Here is a 25,986-nt window from a genome sequence, read left to right as displayed (position 1 = left end):
GTTTACCGATGTAATGTGCTTGCTTAGAGGAATGCTATCTAACAGCGTTGAGCAGGATAATGTATGCTTAACTGATTCCTTGGGTAAAGATGTTTACAATAAAGCGATAATACAGCATAAATTATGCTATCAAATATCGTTCCAAATTCTTCTGACCTTAACTGTGTACCCTCCGTTTTGATATTATGCGAAAGATAATTACGTGCCAAATGCATGATAACTAAATTTCTATTGCACAGCAATTTTTCGTTATTAAGCTTTTCATTACTGTACTTAATAATCCCAAAATAGTTGGCCTTAAATTCATCTAATGTTTTAGCATCAGTTATAGTTTTACTATTTGATATTGATTTTACTAATTTGTCATAATCTTTGCCGAAGGCTTTTTGTATATTATTATTTAAATGCTTCTCACTAAACCACTCTTTACTTAATGCTTCTGCCGCCGTATTAAATGATCTCAATTGTGACCATATAGCAGCTTCCCAATACAATGGTTTGTCATTCCATAAACTTCTAATTTCTGCCAAATAAATAATAAAATATTCATAACCTTTTAACATTATATCATCAACCAGGTTTGCACATAAATCTTTTCTGTTATATTTTTCCAAAGGTGCATAGCCATTTGAGTAGTTTAACAATATATCCAGAATATTTTCTTTTGTGTGGCTGTATTCTTTTTTGTATATTTCCCTTAAAGCACCAACACTTACTAAACTTTTATCATCATCTATGCATGAAGAATAGCGCGAACCTTTAAACTTCCCCTCGTAGAAATCGCTTATTTCTACAATTGTCTTGCCCGTTGCCAATGCAATCAGCCTAATAGTATTTGTCAATATAGATTTAACTTCTGTTGCTAATTTATACTTTTCATTTTCTTCATAAGTTTTGTGACATTGAACAATATTGCGTATAAACCGTACCCATTCGTCTTTACATTGTTTCAAATATATTCTTTTAGCCACCCGTTTTATTTCAGCGTTGTAAACCTTTGCGTAGCACAAATTCATAGCTTTGTCAGTAGTAACAACACTGGTTAAATAATCAATTATGTTCATGTAATCATAAACATTACCTAACATTTTAGCCATATTAGCAAATCGCGACACATATGGCGTTTTAATTGTGAACCCATAACCGCTTTTATGTTTAATGCAATCATTTACAAGATATGAATTATACTTGTTTAATTCGTACAAAACGAAAACCTGCCATTCCGCATAATAGTTTACTGCATATTTTTGCTTTATATCGGCGTAGTATTTATATTCACAATCATAGAATTCATACTCCTTCCATGGTTTATAATTTGATTTACACGGCTTTACAATGTGTTTATTATTTTGGTAATAATAATCTAAGGGATGTCCGTATTTTAATGCCGTAGAAAAATATTTTGGATAATAAGAAAAAAACGAACATACGTTATTTGCCTTATCAGCTTCTTGGTATTTTTTATAAACATTACAATTTAATGGATTTTTGAGCAAAGAAATTGTGCACTGTTTTACATAATCAATTGGCAACACAACACGATACGAAGGATACAACAAACCTATTTCTTCATATTTTTCCAATTGATATTCTGATGCATCAACATTCAATGATTTTGCATATTGAATAAAATCATCGGTTTTTAAATATTTATCATTCATATCTATACCTCACCATTAACTCACCCATCCACCATCTTCAACTGCTTGCCCTTCCCCCCCTTCACCTTCCCGGCCTTCTTGAAGGTCGCCTCCACCTGTTTGATCGGCGGCATCTCAATCTTCTTCCCTGCCAGCAGTTCCTCAATGGTCAGCAGTTGTATCTTGGGATATTTCTTGCCCCAGGTGGCAGATTCGTAAAACCCCGCCGTGGCCGCCTCGGTCTGCATGGGCTTGGTAAACTCCTCCATGGCTATCAGCACCCCAATGGCCGACTTCTCACGTTCCACCACGCCCCGCAGGTCCCTTATATGGTTGGCGTTCAAATGCCCGGCCTTTACCGAGATCACCACATTCTCGAACACCCCCGGCGCATCACCCTGAAAGACTATCTTGCCGTCAATGCCCTTGTCGGCGCCTTTCTTCTGCTCCACCGGACGGGCGTCCACCAGGCCCAAGGCCCACCACTGGAACTGGTACTGGTCGCTCTCGGCCAAAGCCGCCGCATCCGGCAGACTGGTCGGCTCGCCCAAAACCTTGAACTTTGCTTCTCCGCCAAAGGTGTCCAGCAGGCGTTTCTTCATCAGGGTTATGGCCATATGGGTGATATCTATTCCTATCCAAATTCGGCCCAGCTTCTGCGCCGCCGCAATGGTTGTGCCGCACCCGCAGAAGGGATCAAGTACAATATCGCCCTCGTTGCTGGAAGCCAGAATAATACGTTCCAGTAAAGATTCTGGTTTTTGTGTTGGGTAACCAAGTCGCTCAGTTGCTTGTGCCCCTATTGGATTAATATCTGTTATTACATCTACGATAGGTACACCAGCATTTTCATTTAGGTATCTTTTGAAAGCAGGTGTTTTACCCTTCGGTGGCCAATATATTAACCCTTCTTTATCAAGAACATCTAGTTTTTCCTGCACAGAAAGTGCAAGCCCTTTTTTGCCGAGCATGATTTCAATTACTTTATTAGGTACACCCCAATGTCTACCAATTTCTGTTGGGTTTACACCACGCCAAGGCTTTCCAGAATCTCCAGTCCGTGTACCTGCGCCTGTTAAATCCCCAAGCCTATACCTGCCTTTTTCATCAGTATGGTTGTAAAAGTTTTCAAGGTATTCTTCCGTATAATCCTGATAGATAGTATTCCAAAGAACATCCTTGTCTTTAGAATAGTATAAAATTACATCATGTACCGGCCCCCACCTTTTTGAGCCTGAATGTGCACTTGTTCTTTTCCATATTATTTCATTTAGAAATTTTTCAGGCCCGAAGACAGCATCCAATAGCATTTTCAAATAGTGAGAAGCGCTTGGGTCACAATGCAAATAAATACTGGCCGTGCTTTTCATCACCCTTCTCAACTCAACCAGCCTGGGGGCCATCATCACCAAATAGGCCAGCATGTCGCACGGCCCCATGAAGGTTCTAAAGGCCTGCAAACAATCGGCCACCTTGCCGCCCTTGGTAACCATTTCGGCAAAAACGCTCTCATCTTCCTGGTCCCAGGACCAGGTGTCTTCAAAAGCCCTTATCTGCGAAGCCGCCTGGCTGCCGTCCTTCTCCTTAAAAAGCACGTTGTAATTGGCATTGCTGTTAAACGGCGGGTCAAGATAAACCAGATCCACGCTTTCATCGGCTATGTGCCGCTGTAAAATGTCAAGGTTGTCGCCATAGTAAAGCCTGTTTTCCATAATATCTCCGCAAACAAAGTTAACATATGATATATCCAAACCCTAATAAAAGTCAACGGGGAATCTTGGTTTTGTTGCTATTTTATTTTGGGCCGGTTTCCGCCGGGCGTGGTATTATGACCCAACCCCTACCCCTTCCCGCTACGGGAAGGGGCATAAAAGGTCCCTCTCCGTCGCGGGGAGGGGACGAGGGAGGGGTCGCCCCGCCAGGGGCGGTCAACCCTGCCGGGCATGCTGGTAGGGACACGATGCATCGTGTCCCTACGATAATTTGCCAACCTTAGATGTTTCTCTTGCAATGATTATTTGCCAGAATAAAATTCTCTGTGTTCTTTGTGCGCTTTGTGGTAATAAATCCTGGATTCCCATTTCCACGGGAATGACACATTGGGCGGGCATGCAGGTAGGGGCAATTCATGAATTGCCCCTACGGTAATTTGGCCGACAAAAAACCCCTTCCCGCATCGGGAAGGGGCAGGGGTTAGGTCGCCCCATCAGGGGCGGTCTCTTATTTCCCCGCTATATTCACATCCTTGAACATCACCGCCGGGGTGACAAAACTCCCCCGCGACACCACCATCTCCTGGTCCTCGGACAGCTCCACCAACTGGTCCTTGAGCATCTGGTAAACATTGCCCGAGATCATCACGTCCTTCACCCGGCCGGCGATCTTCCCGTTCTCTATCTTGTAGCCCAAAGCGATATTGGCCGAAAAATCTCCGGCCAGCAGGTTGCTCTGCCCGGCCCCCAGAAAATCGTAGACGATGATGCCGGATTTGATGTCCTTTATCATCCCGGCCAGCCGGGCAGTGCCCGGTTTTATCACCAGGTTGCTGACCCCCGGCGACGGCAGGCTGTTGAAATCCCGCTGGGCGTGCCCGGTGGACTTCTCTCCCAGGATCCCAGCGGTCTGCAGGTCGTAAATAAAGCCCTGGAGCACCCCTTGGTTGAACAGTTTCATTTTGGCGGTGCACACCCCCTCGTCGTCGTAGGGCGAGGAGCCCACGGCATATTCGTAGCCCGGGTCGTCGGTGATGGTGATCTTTTTATTCAGGATATTCCGGCCGATCTTGCCGGTCAGGGGCGAGGCCTTCTTCTGCACCTGCTTGCCGTTGACCCCCATCCCTATGGCCAGCCACAGCAGATAGGCGGCGTCGGTGGAGAAGATCACCGGCATGCTGCCGGTGGCGACCGCTGCCGGCTTCTGGGCCTCCCTGTAGAGTTTGGCGATCTTGCCGGTCATCTTGGACCCCTCCCGGACCAGCTGGCAGCTGCTTCTGCCGTCGCCCACGTACAGCAGGCCGTTGGGGGTGACCGCCATCCCGGAGATGCTGTGGGAGAAACCGCTCTTCCGGTAGGAAACATCCAGCCCTTTGCTGTTGGCAATGTAGACCTCTGTCAGGTCCTTGCGCAGGGTGACATCCAGTTTGAGCTTGGGGGCCTTCTCTTTGAGTGTTTCAATGTTCTTCTTTCCCTCGGCGATGGCCGAATCGGAGGAATACTTTTCCAGCCGGGGATCGTACATTTTGGCCCGGCGCACGGCGCATTTGCCCGGAAATTCAAAGAAGGCCTTTTGCCCGAAACCGGCGCTGGCCACCGCATTTTCCACCAGCTGGTCTAATTTCGACAGATCGGTGGTGGAGGAAAAGCCTATCTGACCTTCTTTTATGACCCTCAGGCCCAGTCCGGTACTCTCCTTGTGTTCCACCGAATGCAGCTTGCCGGCCCTGAACTCCACCGGCATCGACTGCCCGTGGTAGGCTATAACCTCGGCCGACTGTACCCTGCTGCGGCACTTGGACAGTATTGTATCGATGATGTTCTTCATCTATTTGCCTCCGATCACTACGTCTTTTATCCTGATATGCGGCCCGCCATCCGAGACCGGCAGGGGCATCTGCCCGCCCTTGCCGCAGCCCCCCAGGCCCCCGTGCAGCTGCAGGTCGTTGCCGATGGCGTCGATGTTCTTGAGGGTGGTGAAGACGTTGCCGGTCAGGATGACGTCCCGCACCATCGGGCCGATCCTGCCCTTTATGATCCGGTAGGCCTTCATGGCCGAGAAGGTGAACATCTCGGTCTCGGTCATACCCCCCAGGGCCGACACCACGTATAGTCCATTCTCTATCTCGCCGATCATCCGCTCGAATTCATAGCCCCGGGGCTCGATATAGGTGCAGCCCATCCGGATGATGGGCTTGAACTGGTAGCTGATGGCCCGGGAGCTTCCGGTGGGCTTCTCGCCCATTATCCCGGCGGTCTCCCGGGAGTGCAGACGGCCCACTAGCAAGCCGTCCTTCACCAGGTAGTTCTTGCCGGAGGGAACCCCCTCCTCATCGTAGGCGTAGAAACCGCGCTCGCCCACCAGGGTGGCGTCGTCCAGAATGGTCAGGTCGTCGTTGCCGAAACGGGTTTCCAGCTTCATCAGCTTCTGGAGCTCCTTGTTCTGGTAGATCTCGTCGGCCTCGGACAGGTGCCCGAAGGCTTCGTGGGCGAAAACCCCGCACATTATGGGATCTATCACCACCGTATATTTACCGGAGGAGACCTTTTCCGCCTTGACCAGTCCTAAGGCGTCCCGCACCGCCTGCTCGGCCTTGGGCTCCTGGCCCAGGGCCGTGTTATATCCCCTGGTGTCTCCCACCGAGGCATGGGCCCGCTGGACGTTGGCCCCCTCCTTGGCCACCGCGGCAAAGGCCGCCCCGCAGTAGATCCTTTCCTGGGTGATATAGCTGCCCTCGCTGTTGGCGTAGGTCTGCTTTTTGAAGACGTCCTCGTACCGGGTGTTGGAGCTGATGATGCCCGGCGAGTCCATGATCAGGCCGTTGTACCTCTCGGTCAGCTCTTTTTTCTGGGCCAGCGATATTTTGCGGGGATCGTCCGGCAAGCTGACCCGGACATGGTCCCGAACCGGCTTGACCTTGGCCAGCTGGGACCGGCTCTTGCCCACCTGCCTGGCCGCCTGGCAAGCCTGGGCCACCTTTTGGTCCAGCTGTTCCAGGGAATTGAACGAGGAGAATCCCCAGCCGCCCTTGTGCAGGGCCCGGACGTTGCCGCCGAAGAAGTTGTTGACCCCGACGTTCTCCAACTCCCGCCCCACATAGTTGACCGAAGTGACGGCCCTCTCCTCCAGCCGTATCTCCAGGTAATCCACCGTCCCCAGTCCCAGGGCTTTTTTGATCAGATTCTCCATGAAACTCCTTTTTCAGACACTTATATTTGAATTTTGATTTTTGCAATTTGTATTAAAACTCTATCCCCTTCCTGGCCGGCACCCCCTGCATATAATAGTGCTTCACTTCTTTGACCTCCGAGACCAGGTCGGCCAGTTTGATCACCTTGGGATGGGCATAACGCCCGGTGATGATCAGTTCCACCTTCTCTGGCTTTGTAGCTATCAAGTCCAGCACATCTTTGAGAGAAACAAGATTGAAATCCAAAGCTACGTTCAGTTCGTCCAGGATGATGATATCATATTTGCCGGAGGCAAAGGATTTTTGGGCAAACTCCAGCGCCTGGCCCGCCCCTTTGATGTCGGCCGGGGCCGGGTTCTTCTTGTCCACGAAGCTGGGCCGGCCGAATTGTTTTATGGTGAAGCCCGGCAGCTTTTTGGCGGAACGAAGCTCCCCGTAGTTGACCTTGCCCTTCATGAACTGGATCATCAGGATCTTTTTCTTCTGTCCCGAGGCCCGCAGGGCCAGCCCCAATGAAGCGGTGGTCTTGCCCTTTCCGTTGCCGGTGTAAACCTGGATCATGCCCTTCATTTGATAATATCCTTATATTAATAATATCATAATTTGCCGGCCAACGCCACCGTGGCCTTTGCCTTGATGGTGCCGTTCCCGGAAGCCTCCCCGGCCTCCAGCAGGATCACGTAGATCCCCATGGGACATTTCCTCCCGTCATTGTCCCTTCCGTCCCAGGCGTAATTCCCCTCCCTGACCGACCTATAATTGCTGAGCAGGCTCCGCACCCGGCGTCCCATCCGGTCGAATACAGAGATATTGACCACCCCTTGGTTCCACGGCAGCCGGTAGCTGAAAATGGTGCGGTCCTCATGCCCGTCGTTGTCGGGCGAAAAGGGGTTTGGCCCGGCGGAGATCTCGGCATTGCCGCAATTATTTTCCGCGTAGATGCTGTTCTGCCTGCCGGGAGTGGAACCGAATGGATCCAGGGACAATCCCCAGCTGGCAGAGGCGTTCGTGGGCAGAAACTGGTTGACCCTTTCCAGTGCCTTGCCCCGGCTTTTTCCCCAGTCGGAGTCGTACTGCACCATGTCATCCTGCACCCGGCGTGAATCCCTCAGTTTTAAAACATCCCCGTCGTCATTCAGCGACGGCAGCCCGCCGTCCGGCACCAGGCGGAGACAACCGGCCAGCGGCTGGTTGTCTATGGAGGTCAGGATCAAATAGCCGCCCGGCTGGATGAACTGATCGTAATGATCGATGGTATGGAGAACTCCGGTATTGTCCTCCACCGTCCAACCCTTGATGTTAACTGGGCCGGCGGAACGGTTGTATAACTCTAACCATTCGGCGGCGCCGCTGACCGGATAATACAGGAACTCGTTGATGGCCACCGGACTGCCGGCGCATATCCTGATACTGCGGTAATTATTGGCCGTGTAATTCTCGCTGCTGCAGCGGACCGCCACCGCCAGATCGTATTGTCCCTCGGCCAGCCCGGATATTTGGGCCAGGGCGGTGCGCTTGTCGCTTAAAAGGTCCCAGGACAAAGAAGCGAACAGTTTTTCGCCGGCATCCCGGACGGAATCGCCGTTCCTGTCCTCGAACACTTCGATCACCGGCAGATATGCGGTGTCCAGCCCCATGTTGACTATCTCGGCCGAAAGGGTGAACTCCCCTTCCGGCAGGATGCTTTCGGGAGAGACAAGGATGCTTGAAACAGCGATATCTACCGGATAGGGCTGATTGGTATGCCCGGGAGTTGGCCTGACAAACTCCTTCCAGTCGGCCTTGCGGTTGGAATCAGAACCGTCGCTTATAAGCCCTAGTGAATTGCTGCATAAGGCGGTGTCCAGGAAAACGCCCCTGGTCCAGATGCCGGCAGCGGCGGCGGTGGCTTCGTAGGTCATGCTGTCATCGCCGTACTCAACGAAATCGATTATGGAATCCCTTTCGCTGTTGCTGAACAGGGCGATCGAGCCCCTGGTGTTGGTCATGTTGCTTGATATGCCGGCAGTCCCCTCGTAGATCTCGGCGCCGGTATTGATGCCATCCCTCCGCAGATATATCAGGATAAAAGACTGCGGCCCGATCTTGATCCCGGCAGGAAGGACAAAATGCGGGCTGCGCGAGGGGTACAGGTCCCAGCCGGAGAGGTCCTGCTCGGTGGAGTCGGAATTGTAAAGTTCTATCCACTCCAGTCCGGTGTCGTTGCTGGGGTGGGGATGGTAGCAGAATTCGTTGACCACCACGGCGGCCCCGGCAATGCTGCCTGCCGCGAGGATCGTCAGAAAGACCCCGATAATGGCAGCGCTTTTATATGGCGGAGGATTTTTCATTTGTATTCTGGTTTCTTTCCCTGAACCTTTTCCAGATATCCTGGGCTGTCTGTTCCCGGCCCATTCGGCGGTAGACCTGGCAGATGTTTTTAGTCAGCAGCTCGCTGTCCGGCAGATTTTCCAAGCCCCGGTCCAGTACCCCCAGGGCCAGGTGGTACTGTCCCTGATCATAGAATATCAGTCCCAGGTGGTTGATGGCCCCCAGGTGGAATGGGTCCCGCTCCAGGATCTCCCGGTAGATAGAAATGGCAGCAAGATAGTCTCCGGCAGATGTCAGTTCCCGGGCCCTTTCAAAGGGGGTCTGGGGGATCTCTCCGACCGTTACCAGATCGCCGGTGCGCTCATATTCCTCCCGCACCAGCCGTAGAGCCTCATCGGCCGGGGAATTTTCCCCCTTTAGCCGCTTCAATTTCTCCAACTCCCCAACAGCACCGGAATAATATCCCAAGTAGGCATAGGCCCGGGCCATATGGAAGTGCCCTGGGGCCATCCAAGGATCGAAGGGTTGGGAGGATTCCAAGGCCCATTTGAGACCCTCCACCGCCCGGCGGATGTCGCTCCCCCCGGGGTCCTTTTGAGCCATGGCCCTTTCCAGATAAGTCCGGGAGACCTCTATCCGGTCAGAACTGTAGGGGAACTCCTGGACCGGCAGGTTGACCAACAGGGCCATCAGCCCTATGGTCAAAAGCTGGGCGGCTAAAACACTGTAATGTCGGAGCCGGAGATGGGAGGCCATCCTGGCCACCAGATCCCAGGCAAATATTATCATCACCGGCACTATCGGAAGACGGTAACGGTCGGTTATAAAAAATGGCAACAGGGATATCAGATATGCTGCCAAAAACAACAGGCCCAGCATTCCGGCGCGGTTGATCCCCCCCCTTATCAGCCAGAATATACCGGCCAGAGCCAGGGGACCAATCAGCCAAAACCCCAAAAAGGCGATGTTAAGAACCGGGGCATATTCTCTTTTAATGAAATAGAAATTTAGGTGGTTGGGTATCTCGTAGGCGTTGAAGAACAGTCCGCCCTTCCGAAGGATCAGCCGGGCCTCCTCCAGCGGATGGGACTTGACGAACTGCAGCCCCCGCCCCAGCCAATAGCGGGAGACCTGGGACGGTTTCAGTTCCCGCCCGGCCTCCTTTTCGGCAACCGCCTTGGAGCTTTGGTAAAGATCGGAATTCTCCAGACCGGACCCTTCCGGCAGCAGAAAAACCCCCCGGGCCTCCTGGTTATTTCCGATGTAAAAATTCACCCCCAGGTTGGAACCAGTCAGCACCAGGTCCCTATTATGCAGGGAATTACTGATGGTCACCGGCAGGATCACCGCCAGCAGTCCCGTCAAGAACAGCGCTGCAAAAGCCGGATTAAATTTTTCCTCTGACCGACGGGAGTAAAGGCAAGCCGCCGCCACCGGTATGAATAACATTAGGTTGGCCCGGTCCAGGCAGGCCAGCCCCAGCAGCAGCCCGGCTGCCAGTGCCCATCTGGCTTTTTTATCCTCCCGGGCCTTCAGCAAAAGCAGCAAACCTCCGGCCACTGCCATCACGGTGATGGATATCATCAGCAGGTCGGCGTCTAGGAAAACCAGGGGCCCGTAAAAAGCGGCCGTAAAACCCGATAGTAAGGCTGCGATCCTGCTTTTCGACAGCTTCAGCGAAAGCTGATAGGTGAACAGGCAGGTAAGACTGCCGATGATTATCTGGATCAGGGACACCCAAAAAAGGCTGTGCCGGGAGAGCAGGAGAATGGCGGACATGAAATAGGGGTAAAAGACCGAGCCCAGGAACGGGACTTCTGGGCTTAGTATCTTCCCCGACAATATTTCCTGGGCTCTCTGGTAATATACCGCGGAATCTCCCAGGGGGAAGATATAGAAAGGCAGGTCCTTTACTTTGAGCAGGTAAATTAACCGGACCGCGAAAGCCGCCAGAAAGATAGCCCCCAAGGGAACTAACTCCCGAAATTTATTTTTTTTATCCTCTGAAATCATGACCCTGATTTGGTATTCTCTCATCCGGTGACAAGGATATTTTAAAATCCGGGACGCTGGCCCCGGACTTCAAATGTTGCTCCTGATATGCCGTCTCTAATCCGACATCGGCAGGCTTACCGAGAAATGGCTGCCCTTGTCGACGATGCTTTCCACGGCTATGCTGCCGCCGTTGGTCTCTATGATCTCCTTGCAAAGCGACAGCCCGATGCCCGTGCCCTGAAGGGTGTGCACCTTTTGGTCGGTGCGGTAGAATTTTTCAAAAATATGCGGCAGATCCTGGGCCGAGATGCCCACTCCGGTGTCGATGAAGTTTATCTCCATCTTCCAAAGGCCTTCCTCCAGCCGCCAGCCGCCGGTTTCAACGGTCACGCTGCCGCCTTCATTGGTGAATTTCACGGCATTGTCCAGTATCTGACTGAAGGCGAATCTTAAGGCATTGATGTCTCCCTTGGCCGGGGAAACGCTCTCCGGGAATTTTTTTATAATTTTAATGTTCTTTTTCTGGGCCTTATGGCTCAGGTCGTTGACCACCGTATTCAGCAGGCCCAGAACATCAACCTTTTCCTTCCTCAAACCTATCTGTCCCGAGCTGGCATAGCGGAAATTCAAAATCGAATCAAGGATGTTTGCCAGGCGTTCGCTCTCGTCCAGCACCACTTTCGTCAACTCGGCATTCTGCTGATCGGTTTTCTTCGCTTCGTCATACAAAATTTCCGCATAGCCCTTTATCACCGTCAAGGGAGTCCGCAATTCGTGGGAGATGTTGGTGACGAATTCATCCCTTAATTTGTTGAAATCCACCGCCGGGCTGGTGGGCATGAAAACCCAACCCAGGTTCTTTCCCGAATCATATTTCCAGAGCCGGGAATTAATGGTGATATCCTTGCCGTCCTTGGCCACGATCGTCTCCTGCTCCTTTTCGGCCTTATCCTGATCAGCCAGACAGGACTCTATTTTGGCGGTAATGTCGTTCCCGGAATTCTTGAATACTCTATTCCAGTTTTTGCCCAGTATATCCTTGGCCGTCCACCCGGTAATATCTTCCATGCCGGGATTGGCAAACAAAATACTGCCTTCGTAATCCGCCAGTATCAGGCCGATCGGCTGCTGGTTCAATACCTGCTCGTATTTGCTGGCCTCCTCCAGTTGTTTCTTTGACGATCCGACGATCTCCTTTAGTTTTGACACCTCCTGCCCGCTGATGCGCTGCTGGTTTTGGATATTCTCCTTAAGAGCGTCGCATTCCCTTTGCGCCTGTTGCAAAGCATAGAGCTGTTTCTTTTGCCTGGAAAACAAGATCAGGCCCCACCCGCCCAGCAAAGAGGCAGCGCTAAAAGCCGAGATCTTCAGGAGCAGGCTTCCCGGCAGAAAAAGCATCATTGCCGCAAAGGGCAGGGATAAAAGCCATAAAAGGTGCAACATTATTGCTTGGCGTCCCCTATCATGCTTTTCACCAGTTCCAGAAGCCGGTTGGGGCTGAATGGTTTGGTGATATAGTCGCTGGCCCCCATCGATAACCCCTGCTCCCGGTCCCGCTCCTGGCCCTTGGCGGTCAGGATTACCACTGGAATGCCGGCCAGCTCGGCATCCTCTCTGATCTTTTGACATACCTCATAACCGGAAAGCCCGGGCATCATTACATCCAACAAAACCATGTCCGGCTTCTCTTCCTTGATCTTCTGCAGGCCGCTCTGGCCGTCATTGGCTGAAATGACGGTATACCCCTCCTGCTCTAGCTTGAATTTGATCACCCTGGCAATGTAGGGTTCATCATCCACCACCATGATTTTTTTGGCCATTATCTCACCTCTTGATCTTTTATTTAGAAATTTTGTACTTGGTTATTATCGGGGCAGGCTGAAAATAAATCTGCTGCCCTTCCCCACCTGGCTCTCCACCCATATTTTTCCGCCGTGGGCCTCAACCAGTTTTTTGCACAGCGGCAGACCCAGGCCGGTGCCGGTCTTCCGTCCGTGCCGGCGTTTCTCAACCTGGTAGAATTTTTCAAACACCTTTTCCTTGTCCTCGGCGGAAATGCCTTCCCCGGTATCGCTGACGGCGATCTCAACGCTGTCGGTACGTTCAGCACTCTTAAGAATGATGGTTCCTCCCCGGGGGGTGAATTTCAGCGCATTGGAGAGCAGGTTTGATATCACCCGGGCCAGCTTGCCTTCGTCCCCGGTAATTGTGATAGTGGGGGACGTTTCCTGTAGAAGCTCGATATTCCGCTCTCGGGCCAGGGGGGAGAAATCGGCCACCAGTTTGGATATCAGCTGGGCGATGTCAAAGTTTATTTTCTCCAGTTTGATCTCAACGGCATCGTATTTATAACCGTCCAGAAAGTCATTAAGCATCTCAAGCATCCGCCGGCTGTCGTTCATGGCGTTGCCTAAGAACTGGTTCTGATTTTCGTTCAGCTCTCCCAGGCTCCCGTCCAGGGCCAGCTCCAGGGTGGCAATTATGGCGGCCAGCGGGTTTCGCAGATCATGGGATAACATGCCCACGAATTCCTGCCTCAGTTCGGCGATCTGGTGTTCGGTGGTTATGTCCTGGCTCAGTATCACCAGGCCGGTTCGCGGCCGATCCAGCTCCTCCACCGGAAAGGAGCTGATCTTCAGGTGCTTGCCGTTCTTAAGCTCCAACTCCACCGGAGTGACCACACCGGTGGTGGAAATGGCGCAATCCTGGAAAAAATCTATCAAACCCCTGGGGTTCGCCAGATTGTTTGTCAATAAAGATAAAATACCCTCCTGCAGGGCGGCCCCCGGCCGGATGGTCTGCTTCAAACCCCACAATCCCTCAAACCCCTCATTGCTCATGATCACTTTGAAATGAGAGTCCACCATCAGCAAACCCTCGGGCATGGAGTTTATGATAGCCCCTACCCGGCTGCCTTCCCGGCGAATCTCCTCGTAAAGAACGGCGCTCCTCAGGGCGAAAGTGACCAAGGGGGAGAGCTCCTGGAGAAGGGTCAGATCATCATGTCCGAAATAGCTGATCTGCTTGGACAGGGCGCTGATCGCACCTATCGGCTTATCCTTCAGCTTCAGCGGCAGCCATAGCCCGGACCGCAGGCCTTGGTAATGCCCGGCTGACAGAAAACGGGGGTCAGATTTAAGGTCGGGAACTATCTCCGGTTCTCCCCGGGCTATGACCGTGGCCGTGATCTCCTTGATCTCCGACAACCTCTCGTAATCCAGCTTTATTCCAGAACTCTTCATCAATTCCAAAAAACCGCCGTTTTTGCCGGTGGACTGAATGGCTTTGCCGTTCCATTCCCCCAGGACCTCGTCGAAAAAATAAATGCCCATCTCGTCGATCTTAAGCTCTTTGGCGATGGTCCTGATCATCAGGTTCAGCAGGCTGCCGACCTGAAGCACCGAGCCCGAAGCAAAACCTATTTCGTACAGTTTGGTTCGCAGGGCATTTTCCTGCTTAAGCTTGCTGGCTACTCCTATCTGCCATAATATTTTAGAGAGCCCGGTGCTTAATTCATCTATCATGGCCACGTTGGTTTCGGGGTAGGCGGCCTGATCTTTTTTGGAAAGGACCATCAATCCGGTATTTTGGCCCTTGAATATCAAGGGGGTTACCAGCACCGAGCGGGCTCCGGCCAGGGGTTTTTCCATCCCGGAAATTCCCAGCCCCTCTGCCAGGGACCCCTCTTTCCCCGCCAAGCCCAGGGTGCGCCCCTCATTGATGGCGGCTTCGGCCAACCCGGTAATCAGATTAAAAGTCATGTCCGGATCGTGGTCGATCATCGTCCCCTGGCTGGCCAAAAACCTGAAGCTGTCGCCCCGTTCCCGAAATAATATCGAGCCGGCATCGAAATCCACGAAATGCCTGACCGCCTTTAAAAGTATCTGGGGAAGCAGCTCCACGTCCTCCAGGGCCGCTACCATCCCGGCCAGTTCTTTGAAATATTCCAGCCCCTCCTGCTTAAGGCTGTGGATTTTAATGATGGATCCGGTATATTTTTTTTCGTCAAAAAACCCTTTTATCCCAATGGAGCAGTAACTGTCCTTGATGATTATCTTTTTTCCGGCTTCTTTGGTTACCCCCTTTGAGACATCATCCAGGGCGGTGGAAAGCCATTCTTTATCGCTTTGGTTAAGGGGAAGTTTGTCGATGCCCCCCTGCCGCAGATCAGTCAGCTGCTGGGCGGAGTTATTGACAAAAACTATTCGTTTGATCGAGTCTACTATCAGGACCGCATCATCGATATTCTTGATATAGGCCTCCAGCACCTCTTTGCGCGACGTCCACTCGTCTACGGAACGCACCCGGAACAGGGCCAGAGCGATCTGGGTGGCCATCATGCCCAGAAAATCGGCGGTGGGCCGGTCCATCTCCCCGGAATTGAGACCGGTGACTGTCAAAACGCCCAGGGATTCTTTTTCTATCTCCAGGGGCCAGCCCATTTTAATCACTGCTGGTTTTTCCGGATGGACCGTGATCAGCTCGGTCTGGGGCCCCTGTTCGGCCACCCGGTCCAGCCAGGCGCCGTCAACCGAGGTCAACCCATCCATCTGCTTCCCATCCCTCAGTACCAGGGGATGGACATAATAACTGCCCTCCTGATTGGCTATCGAAACCACCAGTTCAAACCCCTTGAGGGCCGTCCCGATATTCTCGGCTATGGTCTGCCAAAAATGGCCGGGGTCGCTGATCTTTTCCAGTTTCTCCACGGTCTGGATCAATATCCGGTTGAAATTGCTGTTCTCCTCCCGTTGCAGATACAGCAATCCTCTCTCCAAGGCACAGCCGGCTAATCGGGAAAAATAGGAAAGGTACTCAACCTGATCGGTGTCCGTTTCAGCATCCTTCACCACAACCATTATCAGTCCGATCATGGCAGTCCCCGAACTGAAGATCGGATTCAGTATCACATCCCCGCTTCCGTTCAGTGCTTCCTCCCCCAGGCCCGGGAGGTAACGGGATGCTTTCATCCCCTCCCAGACCGGATGATCGGCTTTGATGATATAGCTTCCCGACCGAAGGAAGTCCTCTGTTAAAAGCTGGGTCCTGATAAGGGGATTGGGGCTGGTTAAAAGTTCAGTGCCTGTATCCGGGTCCACCGATTCCATCCACAGAGGCTTGAAAGCGCCGATATCATTTTCATAAAGGCTTAAGACTATTACCTTGTATCCCAGAGCCTCCTTGATCGATTGCCCCACTTCCTGCAATATCTTGGCCGGCCCGGGTTCCCCGGACAAAACCTGTGACAGCCTCAGGGATTCGCTCAACACCTTGTTTTGCAGAGTGGCAGGGTCTTGTCTCTCAGCCATCAAGCTTGATCTCCGTCTTTTTTATATTGGCTATGAACAGCTTCACCAGCTGCGGATCGAATTGGCTGCCGGAATTCTGGCTGAGCTCTTTTAGGGCCTTGTCCAGCGAAAAACGGGTGCGGTAGGTACGATTCATGGTCATGGCGTCGAAGGAATCGGCCACCGCGATGATCCTGGCAAACAGGGTGATATCCTCCCCGTCGATGCCGTTGGGATAGCCCTGCCCGTCGAACCTCTCGTGATGCTGGCCGATGGCCGGCAGTATGGATTTCAGCTGGGCCACATGGGACAGGATGGAGACACCTATCTCGGGATGCATCCTGACCAGCTCCCACTGGGTCTCGGACAGGTATTCCTTTTCGTTGTTGAGGATGATGTCCGGCAGGCCGATCTTTCCCACGTCATGCAGCAAGGCCGCCAGCTCCAGGCTTTTCAGTTCTTCCGGGCCGAAATTCAGGCCCTGGCCTATGATGTGGGAGTACCGCCGCACCCTCTCGGAATGGCCCCTGGTGCTGGGATCCTTGGCATCGACCGCCTCGATCATGCTCTTGATGGTGCTGAAGAACAGGGATTCCAGGTCCTCGTAAAGCCGACCGCTCTCCAAAAGCAGGGAAGCATAGGCCCCCAGCGTGGTCAGGAGCTTTATGTCGCCCGAGCGGTAGGCGGCCTTTGCTTTGGGGCCCAGCACCAGGGAACCGATTATGTCTCCCCGGCTGACCCTGAGCAACAGGGCGCAATGCCTGTTTTCCTCGACAAAATTTTTTGTGTGTTCTATGGTCTCTGCCGCCAGCTGGGCCAGTTTTTCGGACTCCACTTTTTCCCGATTGACCCAACACCAGTGTTCCTGGCTGTTTTTCATCAACAGGCAGCCGCCTACCGCACCCACCGCATCTATGGCGGTCTCCAGAATGGCCTTCATCCTGCTCTGATTATCCCTGGCCGCCCCCAGCCGGTCGCTCATCTCGAACAACAGCGACAGCTGCTGATACCTCTCCACTATCTCCTCGGTCAGGGAGATGCTCTCCAGCTCCTGTTCGGAGATGATGTCCGCCAGCTTGACTATGGCATCGTTCATCCGGTCCATCAACTCGGCCGGCCCGGATAGCGCTATCCGCTGCCTGAAATCATCCAGTTCGACAACCCGGATATTTTTGGCTCCCGGCTGCCTGTCTTTGCCGTCTCCGGCATCAAGAAAAACTATCTCAAAGCCCCAGCTGCTGGCCATGGCCCCCAGTATTTTCCGCAGCCGGTCGGCCGGAAGGATGATGGTGTCTTTTCCCTGCTTTCCCATATCTAGTAACTATACCAAATTTATGCTAAAAGTCAATAAGTTTTTCTTGACTTTGTCAAAACAGTCTGTTAAACTAAACCTGAGCCGACAGCTTGATGCCGGCTAAGTGGTTTTCAGCCGATAATTTACTATGCGAAAACATGCCCAAAATAGATGAACTGTTGAGATTGCTGGTCACCCAGCAGGGCTCGGATCTGCATATCAAATCCGGGGAGCCGCCGGTATACCGGATCCATGGCCAGCTGGTCCGTTCCAGCCTTCCGGTGATGACCCCCGACGACACCCAGGAACTGCTTTACGAGATCATGAACCAGGAACGCCGGGAGCGTTTCGAGAAGACCCACCAACTTGACATGTCCTACTCCATTCCCGGCGTTTCCCGTTTCCGGGTCAATGTCTTCCGCCAGAAGCAGTCCCTGGGATCGGTCCTCCGGGTCATCCCCCTTCTGATAAAAAGCATCGACGACCTGGGGCTGCCCCAGAACATGAAGAAGATCTGCATGCTGCCCCGGGGGCTGGTCCTGGTGACCGGACCCACCGGCAGCGGGAAATCCACCAGCCTGGCGGCCATGATAGATTATATCAACGAGAATCGTTCCTGCCACATCATGACGGTGGAGGACCCCATCGAGTTCCTGCACCGCGATAAAAAGGCCTGCATCAACCAGCGCGAGGTGGGCATCGACACCCACTCCTTCGCCAACGCCCTGAAACACGTGATGCGTCAGAACCCGGATATCATCCTGGTGGGCGAGATGCGGGACCTGGAGACCATCTCTCTGGCCATTACCGCGGCCGAGACCGGCCATTTGGTGATGGCCACTTTGCATACCGCCGACGCCGCCCAGACCATCGACCGGATCATCGACGTTTTCCCGCCGGGCCAGCAGCAGCAGGTCAGGCTGCAACTCTCCACCACCCTCCAGGCCATCTACTCCCAGACCCTGCTGCCCCGGGTGGACGGCAAGGGCCGGGTGGTGGGTTATGAGGTGCTGGTCTGCATGCCTGCCATCCGCAGCATCATCCGGGAGGGCAAGACCCACCAGATATTCAGCGTCCTCCAGAGCGGGGGAAAGTTCGGCATGAACACCCTGGATTCCTGCCTCAAGGAGCTCTACCAAAAGGGCCTGGTGACCATCGAGGAGGCCATGGCCAAGTCGACCAACCCCCAGGAGTTTGAAAAATTAGCGATGAAGGCTTTTTAAGACATGGAAATTGCCGACCTGTTAAAAATGATGGCCGAACAGGGGGCCTCCGACATGCAGATCAAGGTGGGCAGCCCGCCCCTGCTCCGGGTAAACGGCGACCTGTCCCCCTGCAAAATGCCATCCATCAGCCCCGATGACGTCAAGAGATTTTTGATGACCATCATCACCCCGGCCCAGGCCCAGAGATTCGGCCAGGAGCTGGAATTGGATTTTGCCTACAACCTCCCCGGCACCGGACGCTTCCGGGTCAACCTTTTCCAGCAGCGCAACTCCCTGGGGATAGTCTTCCGGCTGATCCCCGAGAAGATCCCCACCATAGACGAACTGGGGTTTCCCCCCATCGTAAAAGAGGTCTCCCTGAGGCCCCGCGGCCTGGTGCTGATAACCGGGCCGGCTGGCTGCGGCAAGTCCACCACCCAGGCTGCCATGATAGATTACCGCAACGCCCATGACCCCTGTCATATCATGACGGTTGAGGATCCCATCGAATTCGTCCATAGCGACAAGAAAGCCATCGTCAACCAGCGGGAGCTGGGGCGCGACACCCTGACCTTTGCCGATGCCTTGAAGTACGTCTTGCGGCAGGATCCCGATGTGATCCTGATCGGCGAGATGCGGGATCTGGAGACCATCGCCCTGGCCATTACCGCGGCCGAGACCGGCCATTTGGTGCTGGCCACCCTGCATACCACCGACGCCGTCCAGACGGTGGACCGCATCATCGACGTCTTCCCCATGCATCAGCAGGAACAGATACGAATGCAGGTGGCGGTGAACTTCGTGGCCGTCATCTCCCAGATCCTGGTAAAGAGGGCCGACGGCAAGGGCCGGGTGGCCGCCTTCGAGGTTATGACCGGCTCCGGCGCCGTCCGGAACCTGATCCGGGAGGGCAAGACCTATCAGCTGCAAAGCCTTATCCAGACCAGCATCAAACAGGGGATGACCACCCTTAACATGTCTCTGGCCAACCTGTGCCGCAAAAATATCATCACCCTGGACGAGGCCATGAGCAAGTCCGGCGATCCCGATAATCTGCAGATGGTATTGAAGAGCCTTTCGGCGTAAAAATTTAACTAATGACAAACGGCTGGAGTTTTATCCAGCCGTTTGTCATTTAAGGATTTAGATGGGGTATGCCATCATATGAAAAAGCAACACCCTTGCGCTTAAATGCGCACGAAAAGAACATCTGCCGGTACAAGTTTACTTCTTTTTCTTCTTTTTCTTCAGCTTCTCCCGCTCCCGCTTCAATCGCTCCAGTTCCTCGGCCATCTTTCTTTCCATTTCTTCGATCTTCTTCAATTCCTCCAGATCATCATGTTCCGGCTCCATTTCGGTATCACTAGATTCGAACCGCTCCGCGGTATCAGTCGGTTGTCCCTCTTCCTTTACGCCACCCTGGTTCGTTTCTTGGTTGTCATCCGGAGCATATTCAGAGGGATTCAGTCCCAACTCTCGCAGCAGGTTTAAGGCTTCATCCTCCAGATCATCCAAACTGGTGCTTTCCGGCTCGATTTTTTCCTGGGATGTCAGCCAGGGCTTGTCTGATGCGGCGGCATCAGTAGACGGGTATTGCCCGACCTCCCGATGACCCTTCATCTCCAAAAGAAGCCCGTTATCCCCGGAACCGATGCCGGAGGAAGCATCCACCCCGGCCAGTTCTGCCTCCAACGAGGCCAGATCCCTGAGCAGGGCGTCATCCCGATCAGGATCCTTTGCCGGTCCAGCTTGGGGTGAAACATCGTCCACCACCATCCCGTAATCGACTTGATCCTCTGCTTGTGAGGATTCCCCTCCAGGCTCTGTTAAGGTTTCCCTATCTGGGCCGGCATCATCGACGGCATTGGAGGCTATCTCCAAATCGTTTTGGGATCCAGTTTCTGGACCGGCGGGTCCCTTTCCGATCTCTGGTAGGATTTCAGGAGCATTCGCCTTTTTACCATCCACCTCTGAAGTGGACAGATACTCATGGTCGTCGTCTATTATCTGGGCCAGGCTGACCTGATCCCCTGATTCAGGCGCTTCGGCTTGAATTGGCTCAATAGTTATTTTCGGCTCTGCTGGGCCATTTTCCAGGCTGACAGCCGGGGCTTCGGATGTTCTGTTTTCCGGTATTTTTTCGGGTTTTATTTCTTCAGCCCATGATTCGGTATCTGCAGTTTCCATCGAAGGCCCGTCATTGAGTATTATCGGTTCCTCAAAATAGTCTATCGTTTCGTCTTCAGTGGGCTTTTCCTGGGCAGTCCCCGGCGTTTCGATGGTTTCAGTCTCTTTGTCTATCTCTGACGCCTCCGACAGATCTTCAGCCCCGCCGGCGGATCGAAGATCTTCCTCCTTCGCTGGCGCTGCAGCGGACAGGTCGGCGGGCGCAGGTTCGGTTGTTTCCGACAACTCGTCTTCTACTAATTCCGGCGCCTCCGTCGGTTCTTGGGCTGCGGTATCTCCCGGCAATTCATCTTCGATGGGCTCCGGTCCTTTTGCTGGCTTCTCCTCATCTTCGGTCCACTGCAATTCGATCACCGCGTTGCTTGGGTTAAATACGGTCCCCCATCGATCCTGCTCGGCCTGCTGGGCCTGCAGAAAGGCCTGTTGTGCGGCATCCACCAGGTTGTGCCTCTGGTAGAGAAAACCCAGGTTGTAGCACAGCTCCGGATTGTCGGGCTCAAGTTCTATGGCCTTTTTGCAGTATCTTTCGGCCTCGGCCAGCCGGCCATTGAACATCCCCAGGGCCAGTCCCAGCTGGCTGTAAAAATGACTCTTCTCGGGGTCGATTTTTATGGCCTGGGTGAAAAAATCAACCGCTGCCTGGAATCTCTTTTGTTCTATGGCATTCAGCCCGGATTGATATTTCTTATCGGCCGGTGTAGGATTGTTGGGATTCTGCACTATGTATCTGCCCACCACCTTTTGCAGCAGTAGATCATAGTCCTTGCGCTTTTGGGGGTTGGACAGGGTGCGGTAGGCCTGGGTGACATCGGAAAAAAGGAAACTATACCCCGCTTCCTGAAATTTTTCCCTCAGGATGTTTCGGTAGGTTGCCGTGATCTCAGAGGTGCTGGCTTCCCGGCGGACGCCCAGCAGTGAATAATAGTCGCTCATCAGGAGGATACCTCCGATCCCTGTTTCTGAAGTTTCTCTAACCTGGTCCGGGAGCCTTCCAACAGCTGCATGATGGCCGTCAGGTTCTGCTGTTTTTCGGAGACCTCGTTGGAGAGCCTTTCATGCTCGGCGCTCCACTGTTCGCAGACATTGGCCAGTTCTGCGATCTGCGACTGCAACTGCTGCCCCCGTTCCTCTAACTCGGCGTTCAAGCGCTGTCTCTCCTCGATGGTCTGTTCCAGTTCGCTCTCCTCCACCCGTTTCTCTGCTATGAACTGGACCAGGTTCTGCACCTCGGTCTTGGACTGTTTGAGCCACTGAGCCAGATTCTCCTCACCCTTCTTGAGTTCCACCATCCGCTGGTTCAATTCTGCCTCCTGGTGCTGGACCCGCTCCAGTCTCTTATCCAGTTCTATGCCCTCCTGTATACGGTCCGACAGATGATTGCTGACCTCCTCCAGTTTGGTCTGCTTCTCCCTGAGCAGGGTTTCGAATTCTATCAGCTGTTTGCGTCCCTCATCCAGATGACTATCCATCTGTCCCCGTTCCTCGCGCAGCTTCTTGACCTGGCCGGCCAGGTCGTTCTCCTCGGAACGGAACATCTCCAGCCAGCGGTTATGGTCGGCGGCCTCGGCCTCCACCCTTTTCAGCTCCTTGCGCTTGTTCTCCAGATCCTTCTCGATGTCCTTTTTCTTCTGTTCCAGCTTGTCGAAGGCTTCGGTGGAGACCTCGGCCGCTTTCGATTTGGGACCGAAGATCATCAGCAGGAACATCATCACCAGGGCTGCGGCCTGGCCGGCCAGGATATAGATGGACTGCGGGGTTTTTACCGCCCCTGCTGTCTTGGCCTTGCCTTTAAGCTGGAGGTAGACGCTGCCGATCCTCTCCCGCCCCAGCAATACCGGGGCGGCGGCCCAGTACACCTTGTCCGGGGATTTGGGATTCCCCGCAGTTTGAACCAATACCGATTCCCCGGCCAGTTTTTTTATGCCGGAGGGAATGATCAACTCGTCCCCCACTGCGGTCTCGTTGCTGGATGCGGCAACAGTGCCCTTGAGATTGATCAGATATAGGTCGGCCACCTCGGAATAATCCTGTTTGGTCTGGGCAATGATCTCGGATAATGCCAGGTCGTCTTGGTTGGCAAAGGGATCCGAGACCACCCGGGCCAGGTTCTTGGCCACCAGCTCGGAGCGGATCTTCAACTCGTCGGTCTGGGCAGCCCCGGGCTTCTTTCCGGCAGGCATAATTGCCCAATAGGAAAGACCCAATACGGCGGCTGTCAACACCAGCCCGATCGTTATTCTTAAGGTATTGTTCATTAGCACTTTAGGGGTTTATATCGTTTATAGTATAGTCAAATATAATTAAACTGTCAAGGAAAATTATATAATAAAAAGGCACCGATATTTCTCGGTGCCTTTCAAAACAGATATGGCCTACCTTATCAGCATCACTTTTCTTAAGCCGCTGGCGTTTCCGGCCGACAGCCGGAACATATAAACCCCGTTGGGAAGAGCCTTCCCGGTGCCGTCCTTGCCGTCCCAGGCCGCCTGATATTTCCCTCTCCCCCGGTTTTCATTGACCAAGGTCCTTACCAACTGTCCGGCCACGTTGTAGACCGCCAGGCTGACCCGCCCGGCCCCGGGAATCTGATAGTTTATTTTGGTGTCCCGGCTGAACGGATTGGGATAGTTGCTCCCCAGTTTAAATTCGGCAGGCAGCAGCCCGCCGCCATCCAGCGGCAACTTCACCGGCCCATAATAAGTTATCGTGCCCGAGAAATCGTATTGGGCGATCCGGTAATAATAATCCCCCGCTGGCAGTTGATGGGGATCTGTGAATATATATTCCGAGGGCTGATTGGTGGTCCCGTTCCCGGCCGTTTCTCCGATCCTGACATAACTGGCGGAAGGATCTTCCGTCCGTTCAACCTCCCATCTGTCGCAGTCTTTTTCGCTCTCGGTGCGCCATTTGATCTCAGCCCGGCCTTGGGCATCGGCACTTGCGGTTAAAAATGAAAGCTGCACCGGATTGGGGTATTTGTCGCTGCTGTTGACGGTAAAGGTATCGGCCGTCACCTCTATCCAGATGTTGCTGCCCACCACTTCCCCCCGGCCCGGCGGAATGGTGCCGCCCGATCCCAGCTCCGTCTGGTAGATATAATTATTCGCCCCGGGATCGCTGCACAGCCGGTCCAACGCCAGCTGGGTGGGATGTCCGTAGCCGTTGTTTCCCACCGAGATGACCGAGACCTTGGGATCCAGGCTGGCAATCCAAGTGGGATTGCTGCTGTATTGCGAGCCGTGGTGGTTGACATGCAGCACCGAAACCCCGCCCAGGTCCGGGGCCAGGATTGATTCCACATCCTTGTACCCGCCCGAATTATATCCTCCCAGGTCGCCGGATACGATCATCCTGAACCCGCCGTATTGTATCAGCAGGGCTGCGCCGAAATCGTTCTCATCGGAGGGAGAGATGTTGTCTCCGTAGGTCTGGCCGTTGACCGCCACGCATTTGGCGCTTACCCCGGATCCCAGATCTATCACCTGGCTCAGTCCGATGGTCTTCCGTTTGGCTCCCAGAGCTGTGTTGTAATCGGTGAAGGCGGTTGAGGCGTAGGTTCCGCCGCGGTCGTATCCCCAGCCTAAGATTGAATCCCGGCCCCCCAGGCTGTCGATCACCTCGTCCATTCCGCCGATATGGTCCTCGTGGTAATGGCTGAGCGCCGTATAGTCCAGGTGGTGAAGGTTCACGCTGTCCCTCAAGAAAGGCCAGATCTTGCCATACCCCCGGCCGGTCTCGCCGGCATCGAACAACAGCGATTTTCCGGAGGGCGAAAGCACCAAGGTGGCGTCGCCCTGGCCCACATCCAGGCAGATGATCTTTAGGGGGATGGTGGCCGGGTCCGGCTGGGTGGCAAAGCGGAAGGGGTTGGGTTTGGGCCCCGGGACCAGATCGTTATTGGAAAGGTCCTTGGCCGCAGTCACCTGAAATTTGTAGGTGGTCACATAGCTGAAGTTAGCATGGGTCAGGGTGGCCGTATCGCCGGCGCCGTTCCAGGAGACCGACCAGCCGGAGGTTCCGGTGGAACAGCTATAGGCAAAGCTGGATTGATTGATGGCCTTGTTGAACCCGATCTTAATGGGGGAATTTATCGCAACATTGGCGGCATTGTTTGCCGGCGAGGTGTAGACGATGGTGGGAACGTTGGGCAGGATGTCGAAATTTGTGGTGTCCCCGGCGGTGATGGTCCAGGGCGGGGTGCTTTTTACGTAGAAATTGACCGGGTTATCGGACATATCCCTGACCTTGAAGGAATCGATGGTCCCGGCCGGGGCAGTGAACATGACGTAACCGGGGTCGCCCGAATCATATCCTTCGACTATAGTGTTGTTCTCGGTGATGTAGGAACCGACGATGGTGTCCGCCCGGTAAGCCAGCACCACATAGTTTGCCAGTGGCGCAGAATATGACGGATCGCTGTATACATGGCCTTCCATCCAGGCGCCCTGGGCGGTCATGTTCATCACCGTCACAATTTGACGGGGAGAATCGCGGTTTGAACCGGTGACCGTGGTATCCACCAGCCTTCGGATCCTGGCCAGGATGTATTGCGACTGGGGGGTGGTATCGCACTTGGTGACGAACCAGACCTTGGTGGTCTCTCCGGAATCGGCGGAGGCAATATGCCTGGAATTGTAGTATGCCGTCAGATCGCCGCCCCAGGTATTGCGCACACCCCCGTCCCAGGCGGTGCTGTCCTGCCAGTGGAAATGGTTGTTCCCGGCAGTGGTGCTGGAACTGCCGATGCGGCATCTGCCCACAAAATCCTCGCCGGTGGTATCGGGGACAATTCCCACCAGAACCGCAAAGGGATTCCCGGTGCCGGACGTCGCCTGGCCGGATATATAGGCGGGGCATTTTATAATGACCGAATAATCCGTGGCCAGAATTTGCTTTACAAAAAATATCTGGGCAAAAGATATTATTAAAAGTGCTGCCTTTTTCATAAATACCCGTCATTTACTGTGTTTACTTAACTACATATCATACAAATTTCATACCTACGATCAGGAATTTGCTGATATCAATTTAAGACTATGGAAGCATTATAGTTATGATAAACTATAGACTGGCGGATAGTAATACCTTATTAAATACCAAATCACAAATGCAATAACTACTCCCAGTACTATGATATTTTGCAATTTTTGTTAAAATTTTGCAC

General features: G+C 53.3%; 16 protein-coding genes. 2 read left to right on the top strand and 14 right to left on the bottom strand.

Features of this window, described 5'->3' with window-relative positions; genetic code table 11:
- Positions 1-38 precede the first annotated feature (38 nt).
- From A2273_08805 to A2273_08755, 11 genes are all read right to left on the bottom strand, one after another.
- Positions 39-1,661 (bottom strand): hypothetical protein, encoded by a 1,623-nt coding sequence (locus A2273_08805; protein OGF07029.1) that lies wholly within the window; start codon positions 1,659-1,661, stop codon positions 39-41.
- A 20-nt stretch (positions 1,662-1,681) separates the two neighbouring features.
- Positions 1,682-3,352, bottom strand: a complete 1,671-nt coding sequence (locus tag A2273_08800; GenBank protein ID OGF07028.1) for a DNA methylase — start codon at positions 3,350-3,352, stop codon at positions 1,682-1,684.
- Between the two features lie 508 nt (positions 3,353-3,860).
- A complete protein-coding gene (locus tag A2273_08795) occupies positions 3,861-5,180 on the bottom strand; it encodes a hypothetical protein (protein OGF07027.1) in 1,320 nt (439 codons plus the stop codon).
- Complete coding sequence (locus tag A2273_08790) at positions 5,181-6,542, bottom strand: hypothetical protein (protein ID OGF07026.1); 1,362 nt, start codon at positions 6,540-6,542, stop codon at positions 5,181-5,183. It abuts the gene before it with no gap.
- A 52-nt stretch (positions 6,543-6,594) separates the two neighbouring features.
- On the bottom strand, positions 6,595-7,113 hold the full coding sequence (locus A2273_08785) for a cob(I)yrinic acid a,c-diamide adenosyltransferase (protein OGF07025.1): 519 nt from the start codon (positions 7,111-7,113) through the stop codon (positions 6,595-6,597).
- Positions 7,114-7,139: 26 nt separating this feature from the next.
- Positions 7,140-8,873: a hypothetical protein gene (locus tag A2273_08780; GenBank protein OGF07024.1), complete on the bottom strand. Its 1,734-nt coding sequence runs from the start codon at positions 8,871-8,873 to the stop codon at positions 7,140-7,142.
- Complete coding sequence (locus A2273_08775) at positions 8,851-10,866, bottom strand: hypothetical protein (protein ID OGF07023.1); 2,016 nt, start codon at positions 10,864-10,866, stop codon at positions 8,851-8,853. Before A2273_08775 ends, A2273_08780 begins: the two co-directional genes overlap by 23 nt.
- 96 nt (positions 10,867-10,962) lie before the next feature.
- A complete protein-coding gene (locus A2273_08770; protein ID OGF07022.1) occupies positions 10,963-12,291 on the bottom strand; it encodes a hypothetical protein in 1,329 nt (442 codons plus the stop codon).
- Positions 12,291-12,668, bottom strand: a complete 378-nt coding sequence (locus A2273_08765; GenBank protein ID OGF07021.1) for a hypothetical protein — start codon at positions 12,666-12,668, stop codon at positions 12,291-12,293. Before A2273_08765 ends, A2273_08770 begins: the two co-directional genes overlap by 1 nt.
- A gap of 45 nt (positions 12,669-12,713) precedes the next feature.
- Positions 12,714-16,157, bottom strand: coding sequence for a hypothetical protein (locus A2273_08760; GenBank protein ID OGF07020.1), 3,444 nt, complete (start codon positions 16,155-16,157; stop codon positions 12,714-12,716).
- The gene (locus tag A2273_08755) at positions 16,150-17,448 is read right to left on the bottom strand and encodes a hypothetical protein (GenBank protein OGF07019.1); all 1,299 of its coding nucleotides are present in this window, start codon (positions 17,446-17,448) and stop codon (positions 16,150-16,152) included. The genes A2273_08760 and A2273_08755 overlap by 8 nt, the downstream gene beginning before the upstream one ends.
- A gap of 140 nt (positions 17,449-17,588) precedes the next feature.
- Here A2273_08755 and A2273_08750 point away from each other — a divergent pair, with 140 nt between their 5' ends.
- Positions 17,589-18,653 carry a type IV pili twitching motility protein PilT gene (locus A2273_08750; GenBank protein ID OGF07018.1) on the top strand — a complete coding sequence of 355 codons (1,065 nt, stop codon included), beginning with the start codon at positions 17,589-17,591 and terminating at the stop codon, positions 18,651-18,653.
- Between the two features lie 3 nt (positions 18,654-18,656).
- Entirely contained in the window at positions 18,657-19,721 is a 1,065-nt protein-coding gene (locus A2273_08745) for a type IV pili twitching motility protein PilT (GenBank protein ID OGF07017.1), read from the top strand.
- A 138-nt stretch (positions 19,722-19,859) separates the two neighbouring features.
- Here A2273_08745 and A2273_08740 read toward each other — a convergent pair whose 3' ends face one another.
- From A2273_08740 to A2273_08730, 3 genes are all read right to left on the bottom strand, one after another.
- Positions 19,860-21,755 carry a hypothetical protein gene (locus A2273_08740; GenBank protein OGF07016.1) on the bottom strand — a complete coding sequence of 632 codons (1,896 nt, stop codon included), beginning with the start codon at positions 21,753-21,755 and terminating at the stop codon, positions 19,860-19,862.
- Positions 21,755-23,002 (bottom strand): hypothetical protein, encoded by a 1,248-nt coding sequence (locus tag A2273_08735; protein ID OGF07015.1) that lies wholly within the window; start codon positions 23,000-23,002, stop codon positions 21,755-21,757. The genes A2273_08740 and A2273_08735 overlap by 1 nt, the downstream gene beginning before the upstream one ends.
- 192 nt (positions 23,003-23,194) lie before the next feature.
- On the bottom strand, positions 23,195-25,768 hold the full coding sequence (locus tag A2273_08730; GenBank protein ID OGF07014.1) for a hypothetical protein: 2,574 nt from the start codon (positions 25,766-25,768) through the stop codon (positions 23,195-23,197).
- Between the last annotated feature and the right edge of the window lie 218 nt (positions 25,769-25,986).

It is taken from the genome of Candidatus Edwardsbacteria bacterium RifOxyA12_full_54_48 (assembly GCA_001777915.1).
Classification (GTDB): Bacteria; Edwardsbacteria; AC1; order AC1; family EtOH8; genus UBA2226.
Note: the sequence above shows the minus strand (reverse complement) of the source record. Positions and strands in the feature narration are given on the sequence as shown.